This window comes from Kineothrix sp. IPX-CK (assembly GCF_039134705.1).
Lineage (GTDB): Bacteria > Bacillota > Clostridia > Lachnospirales > Lachnospiraceae > Kineothrix > Kineothrix sedimenti.
The window spans coordinates 494,580-511,486 of the sequence record NZ_CP146256.1; the positions used below are offsets into that span (position 1 = coordinate 494,580).

The 16,907-nt window shown below is 39.4% G+C and carries 17 protein-coding genes; 14 read left to right on the forward strand and 3 right to left on the reverse strand.

Annotated features, from left to right (window positions below; all coding sequences use genetic code 11):
• Positions 1 to 10: 10 nt before the first annotated feature.
• Together V6984_RS02270 and V6984_RS02275 are read right to left on the reverse strand one after the other, a co-directional pair.
• Positions 11 to 418, reverse strand: a complete 408-nt coding sequence (locus tag V6984_RS02270; protein ID WP_342758198.1) for a DUF3842 family protein — start codon at positions 416 to 418, stop codon at positions 11 to 13.
• Positions 419 to 448: 30 nt separating this feature from the next.
• Complete coding sequence (locus tag V6984_RS02275) at positions 449 to 1,330, reverse strand: hypothetical protein (protein ID WP_342758199.1); 882 nt, start codon at positions 1,328 to 1,330, stop codon at positions 449 to 451.
• Between the two features lie 542 nt (positions 1,331 to 1,872).
• Here V6984_RS02275 and V6984_RS02280 point away from each other — a divergent pair.
• From V6984_RS02280 to guaA, 7 genes are all read left to right on the forward strand, one after another.
• On the forward strand, positions 1,873 to 3,288 hold the full coding sequence (locus tag V6984_RS02280) for a deoxyguanosinetriphosphate triphosphohydrolase (RefSeq protein ID WP_342758200.1): 1,416 nt from the start codon (positions 1,873 to 1,875) through the stop codon (positions 3,286 to 3,288).
• Between the two features lie 36 nt (positions 3,289 to 3,324).
• Positions 3,325 to 4,122 carry an HD domain-containing protein gene (locus V6984_RS02285; RefSeq protein WP_342758201.1) on the forward strand — a complete coding sequence of 266 codons (798 nt, stop codon included), beginning with the start codon at positions 3,325 to 3,327 and terminating at the stop codon, positions 4,120 to 4,122.
• Between the two features lie 167 nt (positions 4,123 to 4,289).
• Complete coding sequence (locus V6984_RS02290) at positions 4,290 to 5,033, forward strand: exonuclease domain-containing protein (protein ID WP_342758202.1); 744 nt, start codon at positions 4,290 to 4,292, stop codon at positions 5,031 to 5,033.
• A gap of 137 nt (positions 5,034 to 5,170) precedes the next feature.
• Positions 5,171 to 5,629, forward strand: coding sequence for a hypothetical protein (locus V6984_RS02295; RefSeq protein ID WP_342758203.1), 459 nt, complete (start codon positions 5,171 to 5,173; stop codon positions 5,627 to 5,629).
• Between the two features lie 78 nt (positions 5,630 to 5,707).
• Entirely contained in the window at positions 5,708 to 5,974 is a 267-nt protein-coding gene (spoIIID, locus tag V6984_RS02300) for a sporulation transcriptional regulator SpoIIID (RefSeq protein ID WP_342758204.1), read from the forward strand.
• A gap of 51 nt (positions 5,975 to 6,025) precedes the next feature.
• The gene (locus tag V6984_RS02305; protein WP_342758205.1) at positions 6,026 to 7,366 is read left to right on the forward strand and encodes an MATE family efflux transporter; all 1,341 of its coding nucleotides are present in this window, start codon (positions 6,026 to 6,028) and stop codon (positions 7,364 to 7,366) included.
• Between the two features lie 196 nt (positions 7,367 to 7,562).
• A complete protein-coding gene (gene guaA, locus V6984_RS02310) occupies positions 7,563 to 9,104 on the forward strand; it encodes a glutamine-hydrolyzing GMP synthase (RefSeq protein ID WP_342758206.1) in 1,542 nt (513 codons plus the stop codon).
• 161 nt (positions 9,105 to 9,265) lie between these two features.
• Here guaA and V6984_RS02315 read toward each other — a convergent pair whose 3' ends face one another.
• Positions 9,266 to 9,475 (reverse strand): hypothetical protein, encoded by a 210-nt coding sequence (locus V6984_RS02315; RefSeq protein ID WP_342758207.1) that lies wholly within the window; start codon positions 9,473 to 9,475, stop codon positions 9,266 to 9,268.
• A 105-nt stretch (positions 9,476 to 9,580) separates the two neighbouring features.
• On the opposite strand from V6984_RS02315, the gene V6984_RS02320 reads away from it, so the two are divergent.
• The 7 genes from V6984_RS02320 to V6984_RS02350 all read left to right on the forward strand — a co-directional run bounded on the left by V6984_RS02320 (position 9,581) and on the right by V6984_RS02350 (position 16,880).
• Complete coding sequence (locus V6984_RS02320) at positions 9,581 to 10,222, forward strand: hypothetical protein (RefSeq protein WP_342758208.1); 642 nt, start codon at positions 9,581 to 9,583, stop codon at positions 10,220 to 10,222.
• 238 nt (positions 10,223 to 10,460) lie between these two features.
• Positions 10,461 to 11,522, forward strand: coding sequence for a Fic family protein (locus V6984_RS02325; RefSeq protein WP_342758209.1), 1,062 nt, complete (start codon positions 10,461 to 10,463; stop codon positions 11,520 to 11,522).
• Position 11,523: 1 nt separating this feature from the next.
• Entirely contained in the window at positions 11,524 to 13,041 is a 1,518-nt protein-coding gene (locus tag V6984_RS02330) for a class I SAM-dependent DNA methyltransferase (RefSeq protein ID WP_342758210.1), read from the forward strand.
• A complete protein-coding gene (locus V6984_RS02335; RefSeq protein ID WP_342758211.1) occupies positions 13,042 to 14,274 on the forward strand; it encodes a restriction endonuclease subunit S in 1,233 nt (410 codons plus the stop codon).
• A 118-nt stretch (positions 14,275 to 14,392) separates the two neighbouring features.
• Complete coding sequence (locus tag V6984_RS02340; RefSeq protein ID WP_342758212.1) at positions 14,393 to 15,181, forward strand: hypothetical protein; 789 nt, start codon at positions 14,393 to 14,395, stop codon at positions 15,179 to 15,181.
• A gap of 100 nt (positions 15,182 to 15,281) precedes the next feature.
• On the forward strand, positions 15,282 to 16,046 hold the full coding sequence (locus tag V6984_RS02345; RefSeq protein ID WP_342758213.1) for a nucleotide-binding protein: 765 nt from the start codon (positions 15,282 to 15,284) through the stop codon (positions 16,044 to 16,046).
• An 18-nt stretch (positions 16,047 to 16,064) separates the two neighbouring features.
• A complete protein-coding gene (locus tag V6984_RS02350) occupies positions 16,065 to 16,880 on the forward strand; it encodes a hypothetical protein (protein WP_342758214.1) in 816 nt (271 codons plus the stop codon).
• Positions 16,881 to 16,907: the final 27 nt, after the last annotated feature.

Sequence of the window (16,907 nt, forward strand, 5' to 3'; positions counted from 1 at the left end):
AGCAGAAGGGTTAATGGAGGAGCGATTGCAGATATGTGATCGCTTCTGTGATAAGTGCCGGAACTGCCAGTCCGGAAGAGCCCACTATGTGCAGGCTGCATTTGTTCACCGGAAGCAATATTTTCTCGCATGGGGAAGAGGCTATGGAGCAAGCCATTGCAGGAGTGACCTCGCCCAAAAGGGAATCTGCGGCGACAATGCCCACAGGTCCCATAATGTAATCCGCATCGCGGCAATTAACAATAACCGGATTTTCTCCGGTAGCACCGGCATCAGCTCCTGCACGAAGCATGGCGGTTGTGGCTATGCTGTTGGTACCTATAGCAATAACCTCCGCCCGGATGTCGGAGGTTTTTAGTTTCTCTATGAGCAGGCTGCCGATTCGGCCGCCTTGACCGTCTATTATCACTATTTTCATGACTTTGTGTCCTATTAATTGAGATATTTGTTATTTGCTCGGTGTAGCCGTGCAGTTGATTCCTATAATTCCTAAGATTCCGTCATCGTCCACATCGAAGGTAATGTTCGGTCCGCCGTCGCCCATGACAAAGCCGGCGTCGGTATATTCCAGATCAAAGAGATTATAGTTGCCCATTCTTTCAACCAGTGTTTCCGTGAACAGAACATCGCTGTCTATTTTCTTGAAGGTTTCCGCATCGTCCACCGGCCCCTTGGAGTCCCCCCCTTTATCGACAAACACAGGAAAATTGGTCAGGCTGGCGAGCTCGTCCACATTCATAGCCTTTACCGCATTGATGATCTTTATCGCAAAGGCATATTCCTCTACATAGATTCCGGTAAGCAGAGAACTGTCCGAAAGACCTACGAGAGTTGCATGATTTTCATCCAGAGAGCCCGTATAGGTGATGGTCGCTATCTGACCGACGGTAAGATAACGCAGATTGCCTTGGACGCCGGACTCGGGAATCGTCAGGGAGAAGGTGTTCCCTAAGGCCGACTGAGCAGAAACGGAGTACTGGGTCGCATCGGTTATGATGCCTACGAAGTTGTGCGTTTCGCCGTCGTCTGGCTGCGCGGTCGTGCTTGTATCGGCGGCAGTTTCCGAGGATGTGCCCCTTGCTCTGGGAACTTCGGAATCCGATGACTGAGCTGTATCGGAAGCTGTATCAGCTTGTGAGCTTGTATCGGCGGCATCGCCGCTTTGTGTATCGTCGCCTGCCTGGTCGTCATCCGGTGCCTGATTGTCTTCGGTTTGGGCATCTTGTGTTTGCACAGCTGTATTTTCCGGTGTATTTGCGGTTCCGCATCCATTCATGACAAGTGTAGCGATGATGAGGAGCGAAAGGAACCTTCCCGTTCTTTTTTTCATAGTCGTATATCCTTCCTTTATCAGAAGATAGAAAATAAAATTATCTTAATATATAATATACTATGGGCGAAAGGAATGTCAATGTTACTGTTCACTCCACACAGTAACGTCCGGCAAACGGACTTCTAGCAGATATGGAAGACAATCGAATCCGAACCCAAAAGACTCCTGCGCCGAATTCAAATATATAAGAAGTTCTAATTCTCTGAATAGTCAAGCCAAACATAACAGAAAACAAAAAACTCGCTGCGCTCAAACAGTTTTGTTTTCTGTTATGGCCTGGCTATTCAAAGAAAGAACTTCTAAATATTTTCATAGACGCAGTCGTTCTTTTGATTCGGATTCGATTGTCCGCAAAAGTTTGTAAAAAGTCCATTTGTCGGGCAGTTGCTGCGACGGAGTGAACAGTAACAACAGTAACATGTCAATTCATGGAAGGGATTGAAAGCCTTGTATTTGCGGCAAAAACGTAGTAAAGTTGAAGAAAAAGGATTAAAAGCTGTTTTTATATAATAAGAAAGAGCGGAAAGCGAGGGAGACGAATGGAATGGCAGCAGCTATTGTGCGGCGATAGGATAAGAATGTATAAGGCAATCGGGAATTCAGGAGATTTGCGCACGGAATTCGAGAAGGACTACCACCGGATTATCGGCAGCGCCTCCTTCAGGCGCCTGCAGGATAAGACTCAGGTCTTTCCCCTGGATAAGAGCGATTTCGTGCGGACGAGACTGACGCACTCTTTGGAGGTATCCTCCTTTGCGAAGTCGTTGGGACAGAATATATCGAAAAAGATTCTTCTGGATATCAGGGACCCTGCTTTTAAGGAGTCCTATCAGGCGGATGTGTGCGACATCCTGCAATGCGCGGGGCTTCTGCACGATATAGGGAATCCTCCTTTCGGACATTTCGGCGAAACCGTCATCAGGGAGTGGTTTCTGAAAAATATGAGCAGGCTTACCTATGGCGAAAAGACTCTGGAGGAGCTGCTTTTGCCGCAGATGAAGGGGGATTTGTGCCATTTCGAAGGAAATACGCAGGCGCTCAGGCTGGTGACGAAGCTGCATTATCTGGTGGACGAGCATGGGATGAACTTGACCAAAGGGCTTCTGGGAACCATAATCAAATACCCGGTTTCCTCTCTCGGAATCAACAAAAGCAGTGGAGATATCAAGGATAAGAAGATGGGGTATTATTATGCGGAAAGGGACATCTTCGCGGATTTGCAGGAAACGCTTGGTACGAATGGGAAGCGGCATCCGCTCACTTATGTGCTGGAGGCGGCGGATGATATCGCTTATAAAACGGCGGATATCGAGGATTCCTTCAAAAAGGGACGCATTACTTACGGACAGCTGGTACAGGAGTTAAAAGAAGGAGGTGCCGGAAAAGAGGAAGAGGATGAGTACTGCAAGCTGGTCGCAGCGTTAGAGGATAGATATCAAAAGGCGCTGGACAGAGGAATCGCCCAGCCCGAGACCTATGCGGTGCAGAACTGGGTGGTGCGGATCCAGGGGAAGATGATTGCCTGCGCTACCTATGGATTCACAAAGAATTATGAGGAAATCATGAACGGCACCTATAAAAAGGATTTGTTTTCCGGCACTCATATCGAGCATATGGCCTATATGCTGGGTGATATCGCCTACCGCTATGCTTTCGTGTCCAAGCCGATATTAAAGCTGGAAATCGCGGCGGAAACGATTATGAATTTCCTCCTCGATAAGTTTGTGGACGCAGCGATTTATTATGATACGGACAAAGAGCTGAATGATGTTCAGGAAAAAATGATTGCGCTCATATCCGATAATTATAAAGCGATATACAAGATATATTCCAAAGATAAGGATGAGAGAGAGAAATTGTATTTAAGATTGCTGTTAGTGACGGATTTCATCTGTGGCATGACGGACAGCTATGCGAAGCTTCTTTATCAGGAGTTGAATGGTCTGATAGAATAGGTCTGATATAGTAATTATGAAGAAAAGGAACTTACGATGGAAATAGATAGAAAAAGGGCCGAAGCGGCTTTTCAAAGCTATGTGGAAGCTTATGATGTCCGGGATGAGAAGGTACGGCTTAAAATAGAACATACCTACCGGGTGAGCGTTTTATGCGATGAAATAGCGAAGTCTCTGGGGTTGTCCGGAGAAGATGCGGATCTGGCATGGCTGATCGGCCTTCTACACGATATAGGCAGATTTGAACAGTTGAAAAACTATGGAACCTTCATCGACGATTTGTCGATTAACCATGCGGAGTATGGCGCGGAAATTCTTTTTTCCCAAGGGAAAATACGGGATTATATAGAGAACACTTCGGAGGATGAAACGATATTTACAGCGGTAAACTGCCATAACGCTTATCGCATTCCGGATAAGCTTGAGGCCAGAACGGAAATGTTCTGCCATATTATCAGAGATGCAGATAAAATAGATATTCTGAAGGTCAATGTGGATTTCCCCCTGGAGGAAATCTATAATGTGTCGAGCGAGGAGTTGAGAAGCAGCCAGGTCACAGAAGAAGTACTGGAATGCTTCGAGGGTGAGAAGGCGGTGTATCGAAAGCTGAAGAAGACCGCGGTGGATAACGTGGTAGGTCACATTTCCCTCGTTTATGAGCTGGTATATCCGGTAAGCCTTGAATTGGTGGAGAAGCAGGGGTATTTGGAGAAGCTGATGAACTTCGATTCGGATAATCCGGTGACGGAGAGACAGTTTGAGAGGATACGGGCGAAGATGAGGGAGTATATTGAGGGGAAGAATGAGAAGAGAGCGGATACAGTGTTAAAGTGAGGAGTGGTTGGAGCAAAAGAGTATGGAGATAAAAGCAGGGTAAGGGATGAAAAAGGAATCAAGCAATAGAAGTGAGTGAGGACATAAAAGAGTAAATGGGATAAGAAGAGAAAATGGTATAAAAGATTAAATGAAATAAAAGTGGGAAGGGGAATAGAAGACACATAATGACAGTACATAAAGAGGAAATAGAATTGACGAGAATGGAGAAATTTACAAGATCGGAAGTAAGGAAAAAGGGAAAGCGTTTAAACAAGTATGTGCAGGATTATATCGTATTCGATTTGGAGACTACAGGAATCGATCAGGGAAGAGATGCGATTATTGAAATATCTGCTGTTAAGGTAAGGAGCGGAGAAATCATCTCAGAATATTCCACTCTGGTGAATCCGGGAAGGCATATTCCGGCAGGAGCTACCGCGGTAAATGGAATTACCGACGATATGGTAAGGAACGAGCCGGATATCAAAGAAGCGATCGGAGGCTTCGCTCATTATATCGGAGAAGATATTCTGGTTGGACATAATATACATACCTTCGATACGAACTTCGCTTATGATGCGGTAAAGCTTCATCTGGGAATGGATATGAAAAATGACTATGTGGATACCTTGTATCTGGCAAGGAAATGCCTGCCTCAGCTTTCCCACCACAAGCTCACCGATGTTTCAAAACACTTCCAAATTGAAACGAGGGGAGCTCACCGGGCGCTGAATGACTGTATTATGAATCAGAGGTGTTATGAAGAGCTTGGAAAGATACTGGGTACAGTGAAGGATACGTCTCCTGAGCCTGAATGCCCGGTGTGCGGCGGTAACTTGATAAAGCGTAAAGGCAAGTTCGGGGAATTCTATGGGTGTGAAAATTATCCGGGGTGCAGGTTTACTATGAATGTGCGCAGAAGCGGGTGAGATTGACGAAGCAGAAACATAAATTTACCCTTATCCGACCGTGTTTGACCTTGTCAATCGATGGTATACTTTACAGCAATAAGAAAAAGGATAAAGATATTAAGAAACTAACAATAAGAATGAGGGAGAACAGAAATATGGCAGAGAAAGTTTGTCCGCAGTGTGGAGCACCTATTGAAGAAAACGCAGTTACATGCAGATATTGCAGAGCATCGTTCGTGAATGGAGAGGAATCGCCGGAAAGGGTTCAGGGAGAAGTTATATATCAACAGCCGGAGGAGGAAGAAACGGATGTGAACGCCAACAAAATATATGCGGTATTGTCGTATTTGGGCATACTCGTATTGATTCCCCTTTTTGCATCGCCTAACTCGGAGTTTGCCAGATATCATGCGAATCAAGGCTTGGTCTTGCTGCTGACGAATATATTATTCGGGGTATTCAGGCTCATAACAGGAGGGAGTATACTGCTTACCCTCGCGTACTTTATTATAAGTATGATGTTGTTCGTATTCTCAATTCTCGGAATTATAGCGGCGGCCAGAGGAGAAAAGAAACCGCTGCCGATTATTGGCGGAATTCAGATTTTAAAATAATTGAGGCTAAATAAAAGACAGTCATAACCCTTCAGAATCTTTCATACAATGTAAAAAAGTATTCTGAGGGGATTTCTTTTGAAGGATTATATCGAAGAAAGGGCAATTGATATTGCTAATTATATTATTGATAACAATGCCACCGTAAGACAGACGGCGAAGCAGTTTGGAATTAGCAAATCTACGGTACATAAAGATGTCACAGATAGGTTGCGGCAGATTAATCCGGTGCTCGCAAAGGAAGCAAGGAAGGTTCTAGACGTCAATAAATCCGAGCGCCACATCAGAGGTGGGCTTGCTACAAGAGAAAAATATTTACATCAGCACGAATTGGGAATACAATGACATATGGGGATTTGTAAAGTCGATGTAAAATAATAAAGGACAAAAGATAAAATGTTGTATTCTAATCAAGACCTCAAAAAGTTAATTCTCCCGCTTGTGCTGGAACAGTTTCTTGCAATTCTTGTCGGTATGATCGATATGATAATGGTGTCCGGAGTAGGTGAAGCAGCAGTGTCCGGCGTATCGTTGGTAGACAATATCAATGTACTCATCATCAACATATCCGCGGCTATGGCCACCGGCGGAGCTGTGGTTGCAGGGCATTTTTTGGGGCAGAAGGATCCCGAAAGTGCAGGAAGGGCAGCGTGGCAGTTAATCTTTTTTTCCGCAATTACAGCCGTTGTTATTTCAGTCTGCGTCTTAGTGTGGCATAAGCCGCTGCTTCGCGTTGTATTCGGGCAAGTGGAAGAGGATGTCATGTCAAGCGCTGTCACCTATTTTACCATCACGGCACTTTCCATAACGCCTCTGGTAATTTATAATTCCTGTGCAGCTCTATTCCGAGCCATGAACAGCGCGAAGACGACCATGTGGATATCCATATTCATGAACATTGTGCACGTGACCATCAATTCCATTTTGATATATGGAATAAAATTGGGCGTTGCGGGCGCCGCTATTTCTACCACCATATCCAAAACCTTTGCGGCGTCGGTCATTTTATACCTTATGTTCAATCCGAATAAACTCATTAACATTAAAGGTAAGCTTACATGGAAGCCCGATGTAGGGCTCATTAAGAAAATACTTTATATCGGCATCCCCAACGGAATGGAGAACAGCTTATTCCAGTTGGGGAAAATAATGCTGCTCAGCCTTATTTCCACCTTCGGAACCTTTGCGATCGCGGCTAATGCAGTATGTAATACGCTGGCTGGCTTTAATATTCTGCCCGGACAAGCGATTAACCTTGCACTCCTTTCCGTGGCAGCAGTGTGTGTGGGTGCCGGAGATTTTAAGCAGGCGAGATTTTACACCAAAAAGCTGCTCTGGCTGGCTATTGTCTGCACCGGTGCGATTTCCCTGCTGTTAATTGTATGTGCACCATGGATTATGAAGATATATAATCTAAGCCCTGAAACGGAGGCCTTGGCCATCCGGGTAATCCGGTATCACGCGGCAATGGCCGTAATTCTCTGGATGCCCTCCTTCACACTTCCCAATACTCTCAGAGCAGCTGGAGATGTGGTATGGACGATGGTCGTAGCGATTGGCTCCATGTGGACGTTTCGTATCATTACGTCATATGTTTTCAGTGAATATTTTGGGCTGGGCCTTATGGGAGTGTGGATTGCAATGACGATAGACTGGGTGTTCCGCGCGATTTGTTATGGGTATCGGTACCGTGGAAATAAGTGGGAACGCCATATGATAGAAAAAGCCAGGCCGTAATAGTAAGAACGTGATGCAAGAGATGATTTCTGCTTGGCGAAGCGAACTTAAAAGCAAAAAATTTGCATTGCAGAACATCATGGGTTACTGTGAACGGAGTGAACAGTAACGATAAGTTTGTTTGACAAGGCTTTCTTGTTTCCTATATAATAGAAACGCACGATTAAAATTGGCTATGCGAAAGGACGACACAGAGATGGAAAGAGAAATGATTATCGTACTGGATTTTGGCGGACAGTATAATCAGTTGATTGCCAGAAGGGTAAGAGAATGCAACGTTTATTGTGAAGTGCATCCTTATGACATGAGTTTGGATAAGCTGAAAGAAATGAACCCTAAGGGAATCATACTTACCGGCGGACCGAACAGCGCATATGCTGCGGATTCACCGATTTGTGATAAAGAGGTGTTTGAACTCGGCATTCCCGTACTGGGCATCTGCTATGGCTCCCAATTGATGGCACACCTTCTGGGCGGCAAGGTAACGACCGCGCCGGTAAGCGAATACGGCAAAACAGAAGTGAATATAGATAATAGTAAGACAATTTTCAAGGATGTGTCTCCGAAGACAATTTGTTGGATGAGCCATACCGATTATATTGAAAAAGTACCTGAGGGCTTTACCATAATAGCACATACTCCGGTATGTCCGGCTGCAGGCATGCAAAATGCTGAGAAAGGCTTATATGCGGTACAGTTTCATCCTGAAGTAGTGCATACAAAAGAAGGTGTGAAGATGCTTCGCAACTTCGTAACGGATATCTGCGGCTGTAAAGGCGATTGGCAGATGGGTTCCTTCGTAGAGGAAAATATTAAAGCAATCCGTGAAAAAGTTGGAACCGGAAAAGTGCTTTGTGCCCTTTCCGGCGGCGTGGATTCTTCCGTGGCGGCAGTTCTCTTATCCAAGGCGATCGGTAAGCAGCTGACCTGTGTATTCGTAGATCACGGTTTGCTCCGTAAAAACGAAGGCGACGAGGTGGAGGAGGTATTCGGTCCTAACGGTCCTTATAACTTGAACTTCATTCGAGTGAATGCTCAGGAGCGTTTTTATGGCAAGCTGGCAGGAGTGACAGAGCCCGAGCAAAAGAGAAAAATTATCGGCGAAGAATTTATTCGCGTATTTGAAGAAGAGGCGAGGAAGATCGGTGTCGTCGACTATCTCGTTCAGGGGACGATTTATCCTGACGTTATTGAAAGCGGGTTGGGGAAGAGCGCTGTAATTAAGTCTCACCATAATGTAGGAGGACTCCCTGATTATGTGGACTTCAAGGAAATTATTGAACCCCTTCGACTTTTGTTCAAGGATGAAGTAAGAAAGGCCGGACTGGAGTTAGGTATTCCGGACCATCTCGTATATAGACAACCTTTCCCCGGACCGGGGCTCGGCATCAGGATTATCGGCGAGGTTACTGCGGAGAAGGTGAAGATCGTTCAGGAAGCGGATGCGATCTATAGAGAAGAAATCGCGAAAGCTGGCGTGGATAAGGATCTCGGGCAGTATTTCGCGGCTCTTACCAATATGCGCTCGGTAGGTGTTATGGGCGATGAACGGACCTATGATTATGCCATTGCTCTTAGAGCTGTAAATACTTCCGACTTTATGACTGCCGAGGCAGCACAGCTACCCTGGGAGGTGCTGGGGTGCGTTACCAGCAGGATTGTGAATGAAGTGAAGGGCGTGAACCGGGTAATGTATGATTGTACCGGGAAGCCGCCGGCGACGATTGAGTTTGAATAAAAATTTTGAGCCCGCAAAGCCTTGTAAAATAAGGATTTGTGGGCTCTCTTTATGTCGTTTGGTACTATTTTGGTACTATGCGGACGTCTATTCTATGAATAAGAAAATCACACTTTTTTGTGCAAAATCACAGATTTTGTATAAAATTCTTTCGGAAGAGCTTAGGCATGTGGCCAAGTAATCTTCCATTCAAAATAATCATTGGCACTAATGGTGCCATCCGCAAGTTCTTTTTTCTTTGTATTCCATTCTAACAGAAAATCATTTACCAATCCATATTCAAAAGTTAAAGCAACAGGTGCACCTGACGCCATGTACTCATTGTCATTGTAGGTCATTTTGACATCAGCATCTTTTGTCACGGGTTTCATTAGCAGGAGAAGACGGAAGCAAAGTATCAGCATAAGTTAGTTGATATAGCAATTCACGAAAATCTTGCAACAGCTAGTTTTGATGTGCTCGAAACAGAATTGATTGTGGATGATAATGAAGTTGCATTGCCGTTTTATTATGATTCAGATAAGAACCATCTGGATTATGAAGAACCAGCAAGAGAATCTGTGACAACCAAGCCTGCTATTACGAATGAAAATTCTGTGTTTTATGAAGAAGTAGTTAATGTAACAATTCAAAAAGAAGTTGAGGAAGAACCTGTCTTTGATTTTGATGAAACTGCGGTAACTCAGGAAGAAAAAGCTATTGATATAGCTAAAATATCAGAAAATCCATTTCCATCCACTTTAGAAACATATTTGTTATTATCTGTGTCTGAACGTATTTTGCTTCAACAGATATCTTCAGGTATGGATGAAAATGAAGTGTTTGAGATAATAAGAGGCAACTATAAAGCAAATGGTTATAGGGTAAATTTTTCTGAAATGTATGACGAGGCATTAGAACTATGTAAAGCACTCAAGACACAATCTACTGAAACACGAGCCGTTGAAATAGCAGGACAGCTAAGAGAATATGGCGATTATAGATATTTGAAATCATCTACAAAAGACAGGATATTCAATTTTAAGATCGGAGATTCAAGTAATAATCTGAAACTATATAAGGCGGTAACGAAAGAACTTGGTATAAAACAGGATTTGGATGAACAGTTTGAAGACTAAATATATGACGTGACGTTGAATCGACAAGGAGATGATAGAAGCGAGGGGAAATGGGAGAAAGACAAAGGCAGATAATGAATTAGGTATGTGAATTAATGTGATCAAACAAACAATCAATTTAATCATTAATATAAAAATGATTAAATTGATTGTTGACAATGATTTAATTAAGTCTTACAATTTAATTAGATCAAAATCTCTAAAATGATGAAATTAATATTTGAATGAGGTAATTAAAATGCGTGATTACGATTATAATCAAAAATGGAAAGAATTGTTGACACCAGACATAGTGTCCTTACTTTCTAAAATACATGAATTCAAAGGTGAACAGACCTTGTTTATAGAGTCTTATGCGGATGAATTAACAGAATTAGTGGAGATTGCGAAAATCCAAAGTGTTGAAGCTTCCAATAGAATTGAAGGCATATACACATCGGATGAGCGATTGAAAAAAATTGTACAAGCAAAGACCATGCCAAAAACCAGGGATGAATTCGAAATTGCAGGATATAGAGATGTACTCAACACAATACATGATAGTTATGAGCACATACCGATCAAACCAGCAATCATCATACAATTGCATAGAGATTTATATAAATTTAGTGGAATAGAAAGCGGAGGGCATTATAAAAACTCTGATAATGTCATCGCTGAAACAGATAGTCAGGGAAATAAAAGGGTAAGGTTTGAACCCGTTGCATCATGGGAGACACCAGAATCAATTGAAAAGCTATGCAAAGCGTTTGATGATGTTATGAAGAATAATGATTTGGTAGATCCGTTAATTATTATTCCAATGTTTGTAATAGATTTTTTATGTATCCATCCATTTAATGATGGAAATGGTCGAATGAGCCGACTGCTTACTCTTTTATTGTTATATCGTTCTGGATATATTGTAGGAAAATATATCAGTATAGAAAAACTGGTTGAATTATCAAAAGAGACTTATTATGAGGCGCTGCAGGCTAGTTCTACAGGATGGCATGAAAATGAAAGTGATTATGCTCCATTTGTAAGATATACATTAGGGACGATTGTGAATGCATATCGAGAGTTTTCTTCCAGAGTCAAATTACTTACAACAAGTGGAATGTCAAAGCCTGAGCGAGTAAGAGAAATAATAAAAGAAACAATTGGGAAAATAACAAAGGCAGAAATTATGACAAAGTGTCCTGATATCAGTCAGGTAACAGTACAAAGAGCATTAAATGATTTGGTGAAAAGCGGTGAGGTCGTAAAGATTGGTGGCGGACGCTATACCGCCTACACATGGAATAGAGAGGTTGAATAAAATGATAACTGGTGAATTGAAAAATAAGATTGATAGTCTATGGGACATATTTGCAGCAGGAGGTTTGGTAAATCCATTAGAAGTAATTGAACAGATCACATATCTTATGTTTATACATGATCTGGATGATTCGGATAATAAAAGAGCAAAAGAAAGTGCAATGCTTGGATTATCATATGAAAGTATATTTGCAGAAAGCGTTAAAATAGGAGATAGAGATATTGATGGAACACAGCTGAAATGGTCTGTTTTTCATGATTTTCCTACACAAAAAATGTATTCCATTATGCAGGAATGGGTATTCCCTTTTATTAAGACATTGCATAATAACAAAAATAGTGCTTATTCAAAATATATGGACGATGCTATCTTTAAGTTACCGACACCATTAGTATTGTCAAAGGTAGTAGATTCCTTAGATGAAATCTATAAACTTATGCTAGAAACAAAAAGAGAAACGGATAAGACAGAGATTGATATTCGTGGAGATGTATATGAATACCTGCTTTCTAAAATCTCACAGTCAGGTAGAAATGGACAGTTTAGAACGCCAAGACACATTATTCGCATGATGGTGGAACTTATGAAGCCACAAGCGGATGATGTAATTTGTGATCCTGCCTGTGGTACTTCTGGATTTCTTGTAACAGCAAGTGAATATTTAAAGGAAAAACATAAGGAAGAGATTTTCTTTCATAAGCAGAAAAAAGATCATTATATGAATCACATGTTTTTTGGATATGACATGGATCGAACTATGCTTCGAATTGGAGCCATGAACATGATGACACATGGTGTAGAAAGTCCGTTTATTGAATATAAAGACAGTTTGTCAGAACAGAATATGGATAAAGAAAAATTCTCACTGATTCTTGCAAATCCACCTTTTAAAGGTACGTTGGATGCGGATTCTGTATCACCTGATTTGTTAAAAGTATGTTCGACAAAGAAAACAGAATTATTGTTTTTAACTTTATTCGTAAGAATGTTAAAAGTTGGAGGAAGATGTGCTTGTATCGTACCAGACGGAGTACTATTCGGTTCTTCTACGGCACATAAAGCAATTCGAAAAGAAATTATTGAAAATCAGAGATTAGAAGCAATTATTTCTATGCCATCAGGAGTGTTTAAACCATATGCTGGAGTATCCACAGGAATCTTGATTTTTACAAAAACAGGACATGGTGGCACGGATAACGTGTGGTTCTATGATATGACATCGGATGGATATAGTTTAGATGATAAAAGAACACCAACACCAAACGAAAATGATATAGAGGATATTATTAAAAGATTTCATAATAGAGATGAGGAAGAAAACAGAGCCAGAACGGACAAGTCTTTCTTTGTACCAAAGCAGGAAATCGTTGATAACGGATATGATCTTTCGATAAATAAATATAAGCAGGTAGAATATGAAGCAATAGAATATCCACCAACAGAAGAGATTATGGATAAAATATTAGAATTAGACGCGCAGATTGCAAAGGAATTAGCTCAGTTAAAGGTAATGCTGTAAGTGTTGAAGAAAGGTAAAGGCAAATTTAGATTTGTAGGGATGATTATGAAAACGACTCAGTTGAAAAATATAGGAAAATTTCAGTCTGGTGGGACTCCGTCAAAGAAAGTAGAAAGTTACTTTGGTGGCAATATACCTTGGATTACAACGGTTGCATTAAACGGAAAAATTATTGATCAAAGTAATGCGACAGACTGGTTAACGGAAAAAGGTGTTAATAAGAGCGCTACAAAGATTGTACCCCCGTATTCATTAATGATTGGAACTCGTGTAGGAGTAGGAAAAGTTGCAGTTAATAAAGTCAGTATGTGTACAAATCAAGATATAATTTCTATTGTAGACATCAATACCGAAGATTGGGATATAGATTATTTGAGATACTTTATAAAAGCATCAGCGCCATATTTAAATAAGCAAGCAAGGGGAGCAACCATTCAAGGAATTAAATTAGAGGTTCTTCAAAATCTGAAACTTCCGTTGATCAGTGTAGAAGAACAAAAGAGAGTTGCATTAATCTTACAAAAGGTAAACCTAGTAATAGACAATAGGAAAACTCAATTAAATGCATTGGATGACCTCATCAAATCCCGATTTGTCGAGCTGTTTGGGGATCCAGTAAAAAATACTATGAATTGGCAGGTATGTAAATTAGGTGATTTGTCAGTTCAAATTAATAGTGGGAATACACCAAAAGGTGGAGAACAAGTTTATGTTGATAAGGGGATAACCTTTTTTCGTAGTCAAAATGTTTGGAAAGGTAGATTGGAAATGGAGGATATTGCTTATATTGACAAAGAAACTCATGGGAATATGAAAAGAAGTAGTCTTAAACATGGTGATATCTTGATGACTAAGACAGGCAGAATAAATACTGAAAATAGTTCTCTCGGGCGTGCTGCATTATATTTGGGTGAGGATGATACTGCAAATGTGAATGGGCATGTTTACTTTATAAGACTTAAACCAGAAATTAATAATGAGTTTGTTTTAAAAATTCTAGTATCCAAAGAATATTTGGGATATATCAGAAGTGTATGTGTTGGTGGAATTGATAAGAGGCAGTTGAATAAAAATCATATTGAAGATTTTCCTATAATATGTCCACCTAAAGATATGCAGAATAAGTTCATTGAATTCGTACAACAAGTTGAAAAATTGAAAGTTAAAGTTAAGAATTCATTAGATGAAACGCAGGTGTTATTTGATTCATTGATGCTGAAATATTTTGATTAAGAACTTTAATAATAAAAAAATTTAAGCCTTATTTTGGTGTGGTGTATTATTCGGTAATATGAATTGTATGATTTTGGCTATAGCCGTCCTAGGTTTTAAAATAATTGGGAAGGGAAAAATGAAAAAAAATATTAGATTTGAGAACAAAGATTATGATTTAGATTCGTGCCCTGAAACATGGAAAATGTATACTGAAGCATACAAAACATCCTTTGAGGATTTGCTAAATTTTGATTTGTTAGAAGATAAAGGTACCAATAGACCACCTCGTTGTTATATAAAATCAAAAAAATCTAGTGAAGAGTCTAATTTAAAATTAAAAATGGCTGGAGATACTATTTTTAATTTTGGGAGTAACAAAAGCACCAATACTAGAAGAAATCGATATTATGAAAAATATAAGAATTTATTATATAGAGACTTTAAAGACGATGAAGATAAGTTACAAGAATATTTAGGCGAATTAAAGGATTGCAATAAGAAATATCATGAATTAGAGAATTTCTCTTTTATGCCAATGACTGGTGGGATGCAAGCGGTTAAAGGTATTTTTTTACAAGAAAATATTGCAGCATTTATTGCGGAATTAGAAGATTATTATAAAAAGAAAAAGCTGGGGGAGGAAGATAATCATTGTTTTATGACATATAGGAAGGGAGAAGGACGCGGAAAAATTAGTCCTAAAAATAAGGAAGCTTTAAAGAATTTTTTGAAAAGTTTTATAGACCATATAGATTATTTTGAAAGAATATATTTAGTAAATTATAATGAATTTGAAGAATTAATAAAAATTAATGCTGGAAAAATAGACAGCGGAAAAAAGGTTGTTAATTATATGGGTTTTGCTAAAAAATATTGGATTGCTAGAGGAAGAATTGGAGGAGCAACTGATTTATTTCGCACATAGTTTGAATCAGATAATGAAAAATACACAGAAACTTAAAAGTGAAATATAGCAATTGTTGAATTCGAAAATATTAAGTAAAAATACAAAATGGGGGTACATAATGAATAACTATGAAAAACTAAAAGAAGTGTCTGATGAAATAAATAAGCTAATCGAATTAAAAGTATCATCAGGAAAACCTGAATTTATTGCATGGAAAAACAAAACGGAACGCTTGTTAATAAAAATATTTGGAAAAGATAGTTATGAACATAAGGAGTTTCAAAATACTTCATTTTCACTATCTATGTGGGTTATGGGTACTCCTGATAGTGCATTTGTAAATGCGTGTAAAGAAGGTTTGCTGGTTTCAAAAGCCGTATTTGAAACATATCTCAGTGATTTAAATGAAGGTGAATCAAATCAACAAAAGAGAAAGGTTACATCAAATAATTATAATAAAGTTTTTATTGTACATGGTCATGATGGTGAAATAAAAGAGTCAGTTGCCAGATTAGTTGAAAAGCAAGGAATTATTCCTATAATCTTACATGAACAGGCAAATCAAGAACAAACAATTATTGAAAAAATAGAATATAATGCTGATGTTAGTGGGGCCATCTGTCTTTTTACAGCCGACGATGAAGGTAAGTCGAAAAAAGAAAATGATTATAAGCAAAGAGCACGTCAAAATGTTGTTTTTGAAGCCGGATATTTCATAGGAAAGTTTGGAAGAAATAAGGTGATGCTCATTGCCGACAAGGATATTGAGATTCCATCAGATTTGAGTGGTGTTGTATATTCGGATAGTGGACAATGGAAGTTTAGTGTTTTGCAAGAACTAAAAGCAATGGGATATAATATTGATTATAATAAAATAGATTAATATTTAGGAGAAAAAGTTATGTATCATGAATTTTTGGTTAATCAATCTATAGATTTAAATGGAAAAGTTAAGGTTAATTTTATTGATGAAAAATACATTAATTGGTCTTATGAAACTCAATTAGTACCACGTGCCAAAACAGATACGCCCATTTTTCCAATAATTGTTTCTGGAAATGCACTAATACAAGAAAAACCAACAGGTCGGGAAACGAAATGTACTAAATTGGAAAATGGAAATATTAGTTTTATTGATGATTACAGTGTACCAGGTGGCTTTTTGATTTGTGTAACAAGTCCACCAGGGTATGAGCCAAGTATAGTAAAGCTTAAAAGTATGCCTACGTATAGTAATAGAGGGTATAATGACATAATACCAGCTCATTTCGAGATTAAATCGAATAGAGCCATTAATAAGTCATCAGTAATTATGCATGTTTTGGAAAGAGCATATTTTGGAGTATGCATTGAATTTTCTAAAATAGATGGAGTAGTAAAAAATTATGATAGATATTGGTTTAATGATCCATATGATTTAACATTACACCTTGTTAATAAGCAGTTCGAGATTGTAGATTTTGATAAGATACATAGTATACATCCTGATCATGATGAACAAGATATCCATGAATTAGTACAGGTGTTGAATGATATAGTTCAAATGTTAAAAAGTGAAAATGAGGTTATGACTCCAAGTATAAAAGATAAATTATCAAGAATAATACCTAAGATTGTTGCAGGCAGTTCTTCTGCAGTTACGTTAATTGATTCTTATAAAAATGCTGGAATTATAGGTGAATTACTGTCAACATTAGTGAAGTTGTTTGGAAACTAATTTTTAATATAACTGAAAAGAATATAG

Coding starts and splice junctions, on each gene's coding strand:
- V6984_RS02270 (WP_342758198.1), bottom strand. CDS start 418: ATGAAAATAGTGATAATAGACGGTCAAGGCGGCCGAATCGGCAGCCTG.
- V6984_RS02275 (WP_342758199.1), bottom strand. CDS start 1,330: ATGAAAAAAAGAACGGGAAGGTTCCTTTCGCTCCTCATCATCGCTACA.
- V6984_RS02280 (WP_342758200.1), top strand. CDS start 1,873: ATGGAATGGCAGCAGCTATTGTGCGGCGATAGGATAAGAATGTATAAG.
- V6984_RS02285 (WP_342758201.1), top strand. CDS start 3,325: ATGGAAATAGATAGAAAAAGGGCCGAAGCGGCTTTTCAAAGCTATGTG.
- V6984_RS02290 (WP_342758202.1), top strand. CDS start 4,290: ATGACAGTACATAAAGAGGAAATAGAATTGACGAGAATGGAGAAATTT.
- V6984_RS02295 (WP_342758203.1), top strand. CDS start 5,171: ATGGCAGAGAAAGTTTGTCCGCAGTGTGGAGCACCTATTGAAGAAAAC.
- V6984_RS02305 (WP_342758205.1), top strand. CDS start 6,026: ATGTTGTATTCTAATCAAGACCTCAAAAAGTTAATTCTCCCGCTTGTG.
- guaA (WP_342758206.1), top strand. CDS start 7,563: ATGGAAAGAGAAATGATTATCGTACTGGATTTTGGCGGACAGTATAAT.
- V6984_RS02315 (WP_342758207.1), bottom strand. CDS start 9,475: ATGAAACCCGTGACAAAAGATGCTGATGTCAAAATGACCTACAATGAC.
- V6984_RS02325 (WP_342758209.1), top strand. CDS start 10,461: ATGCGTGATTACGATTATAATCAAAAATGGAAAGAATTGTTGACACCA.
- V6984_RS02330 (WP_342758210.1), top strand. CDS start 11,524: ATGATAACTGGTGAATTGAAAAATAAGATTGATAGTCTATGGGACATA.
- V6984_RS02340 (WP_342758212.1), top strand. CDS start 14,393: ATGAAAAAAAATATTAGATTTGAGAACAAAGATTATGATTTAGATTCG.
- V6984_RS02345 (WP_342758213.1), top strand. CDS start 15,282: ATGAATAACTATGAAAAACTAAAAGAAGTGTCTGATGAAATAAATAAG.
- V6984_RS02350 (WP_342758214.1), top strand. CDS start 16,065: ATGTATCATGAATTTTTGGTTAATCAATCTATAGATTTAAATGGAAAA.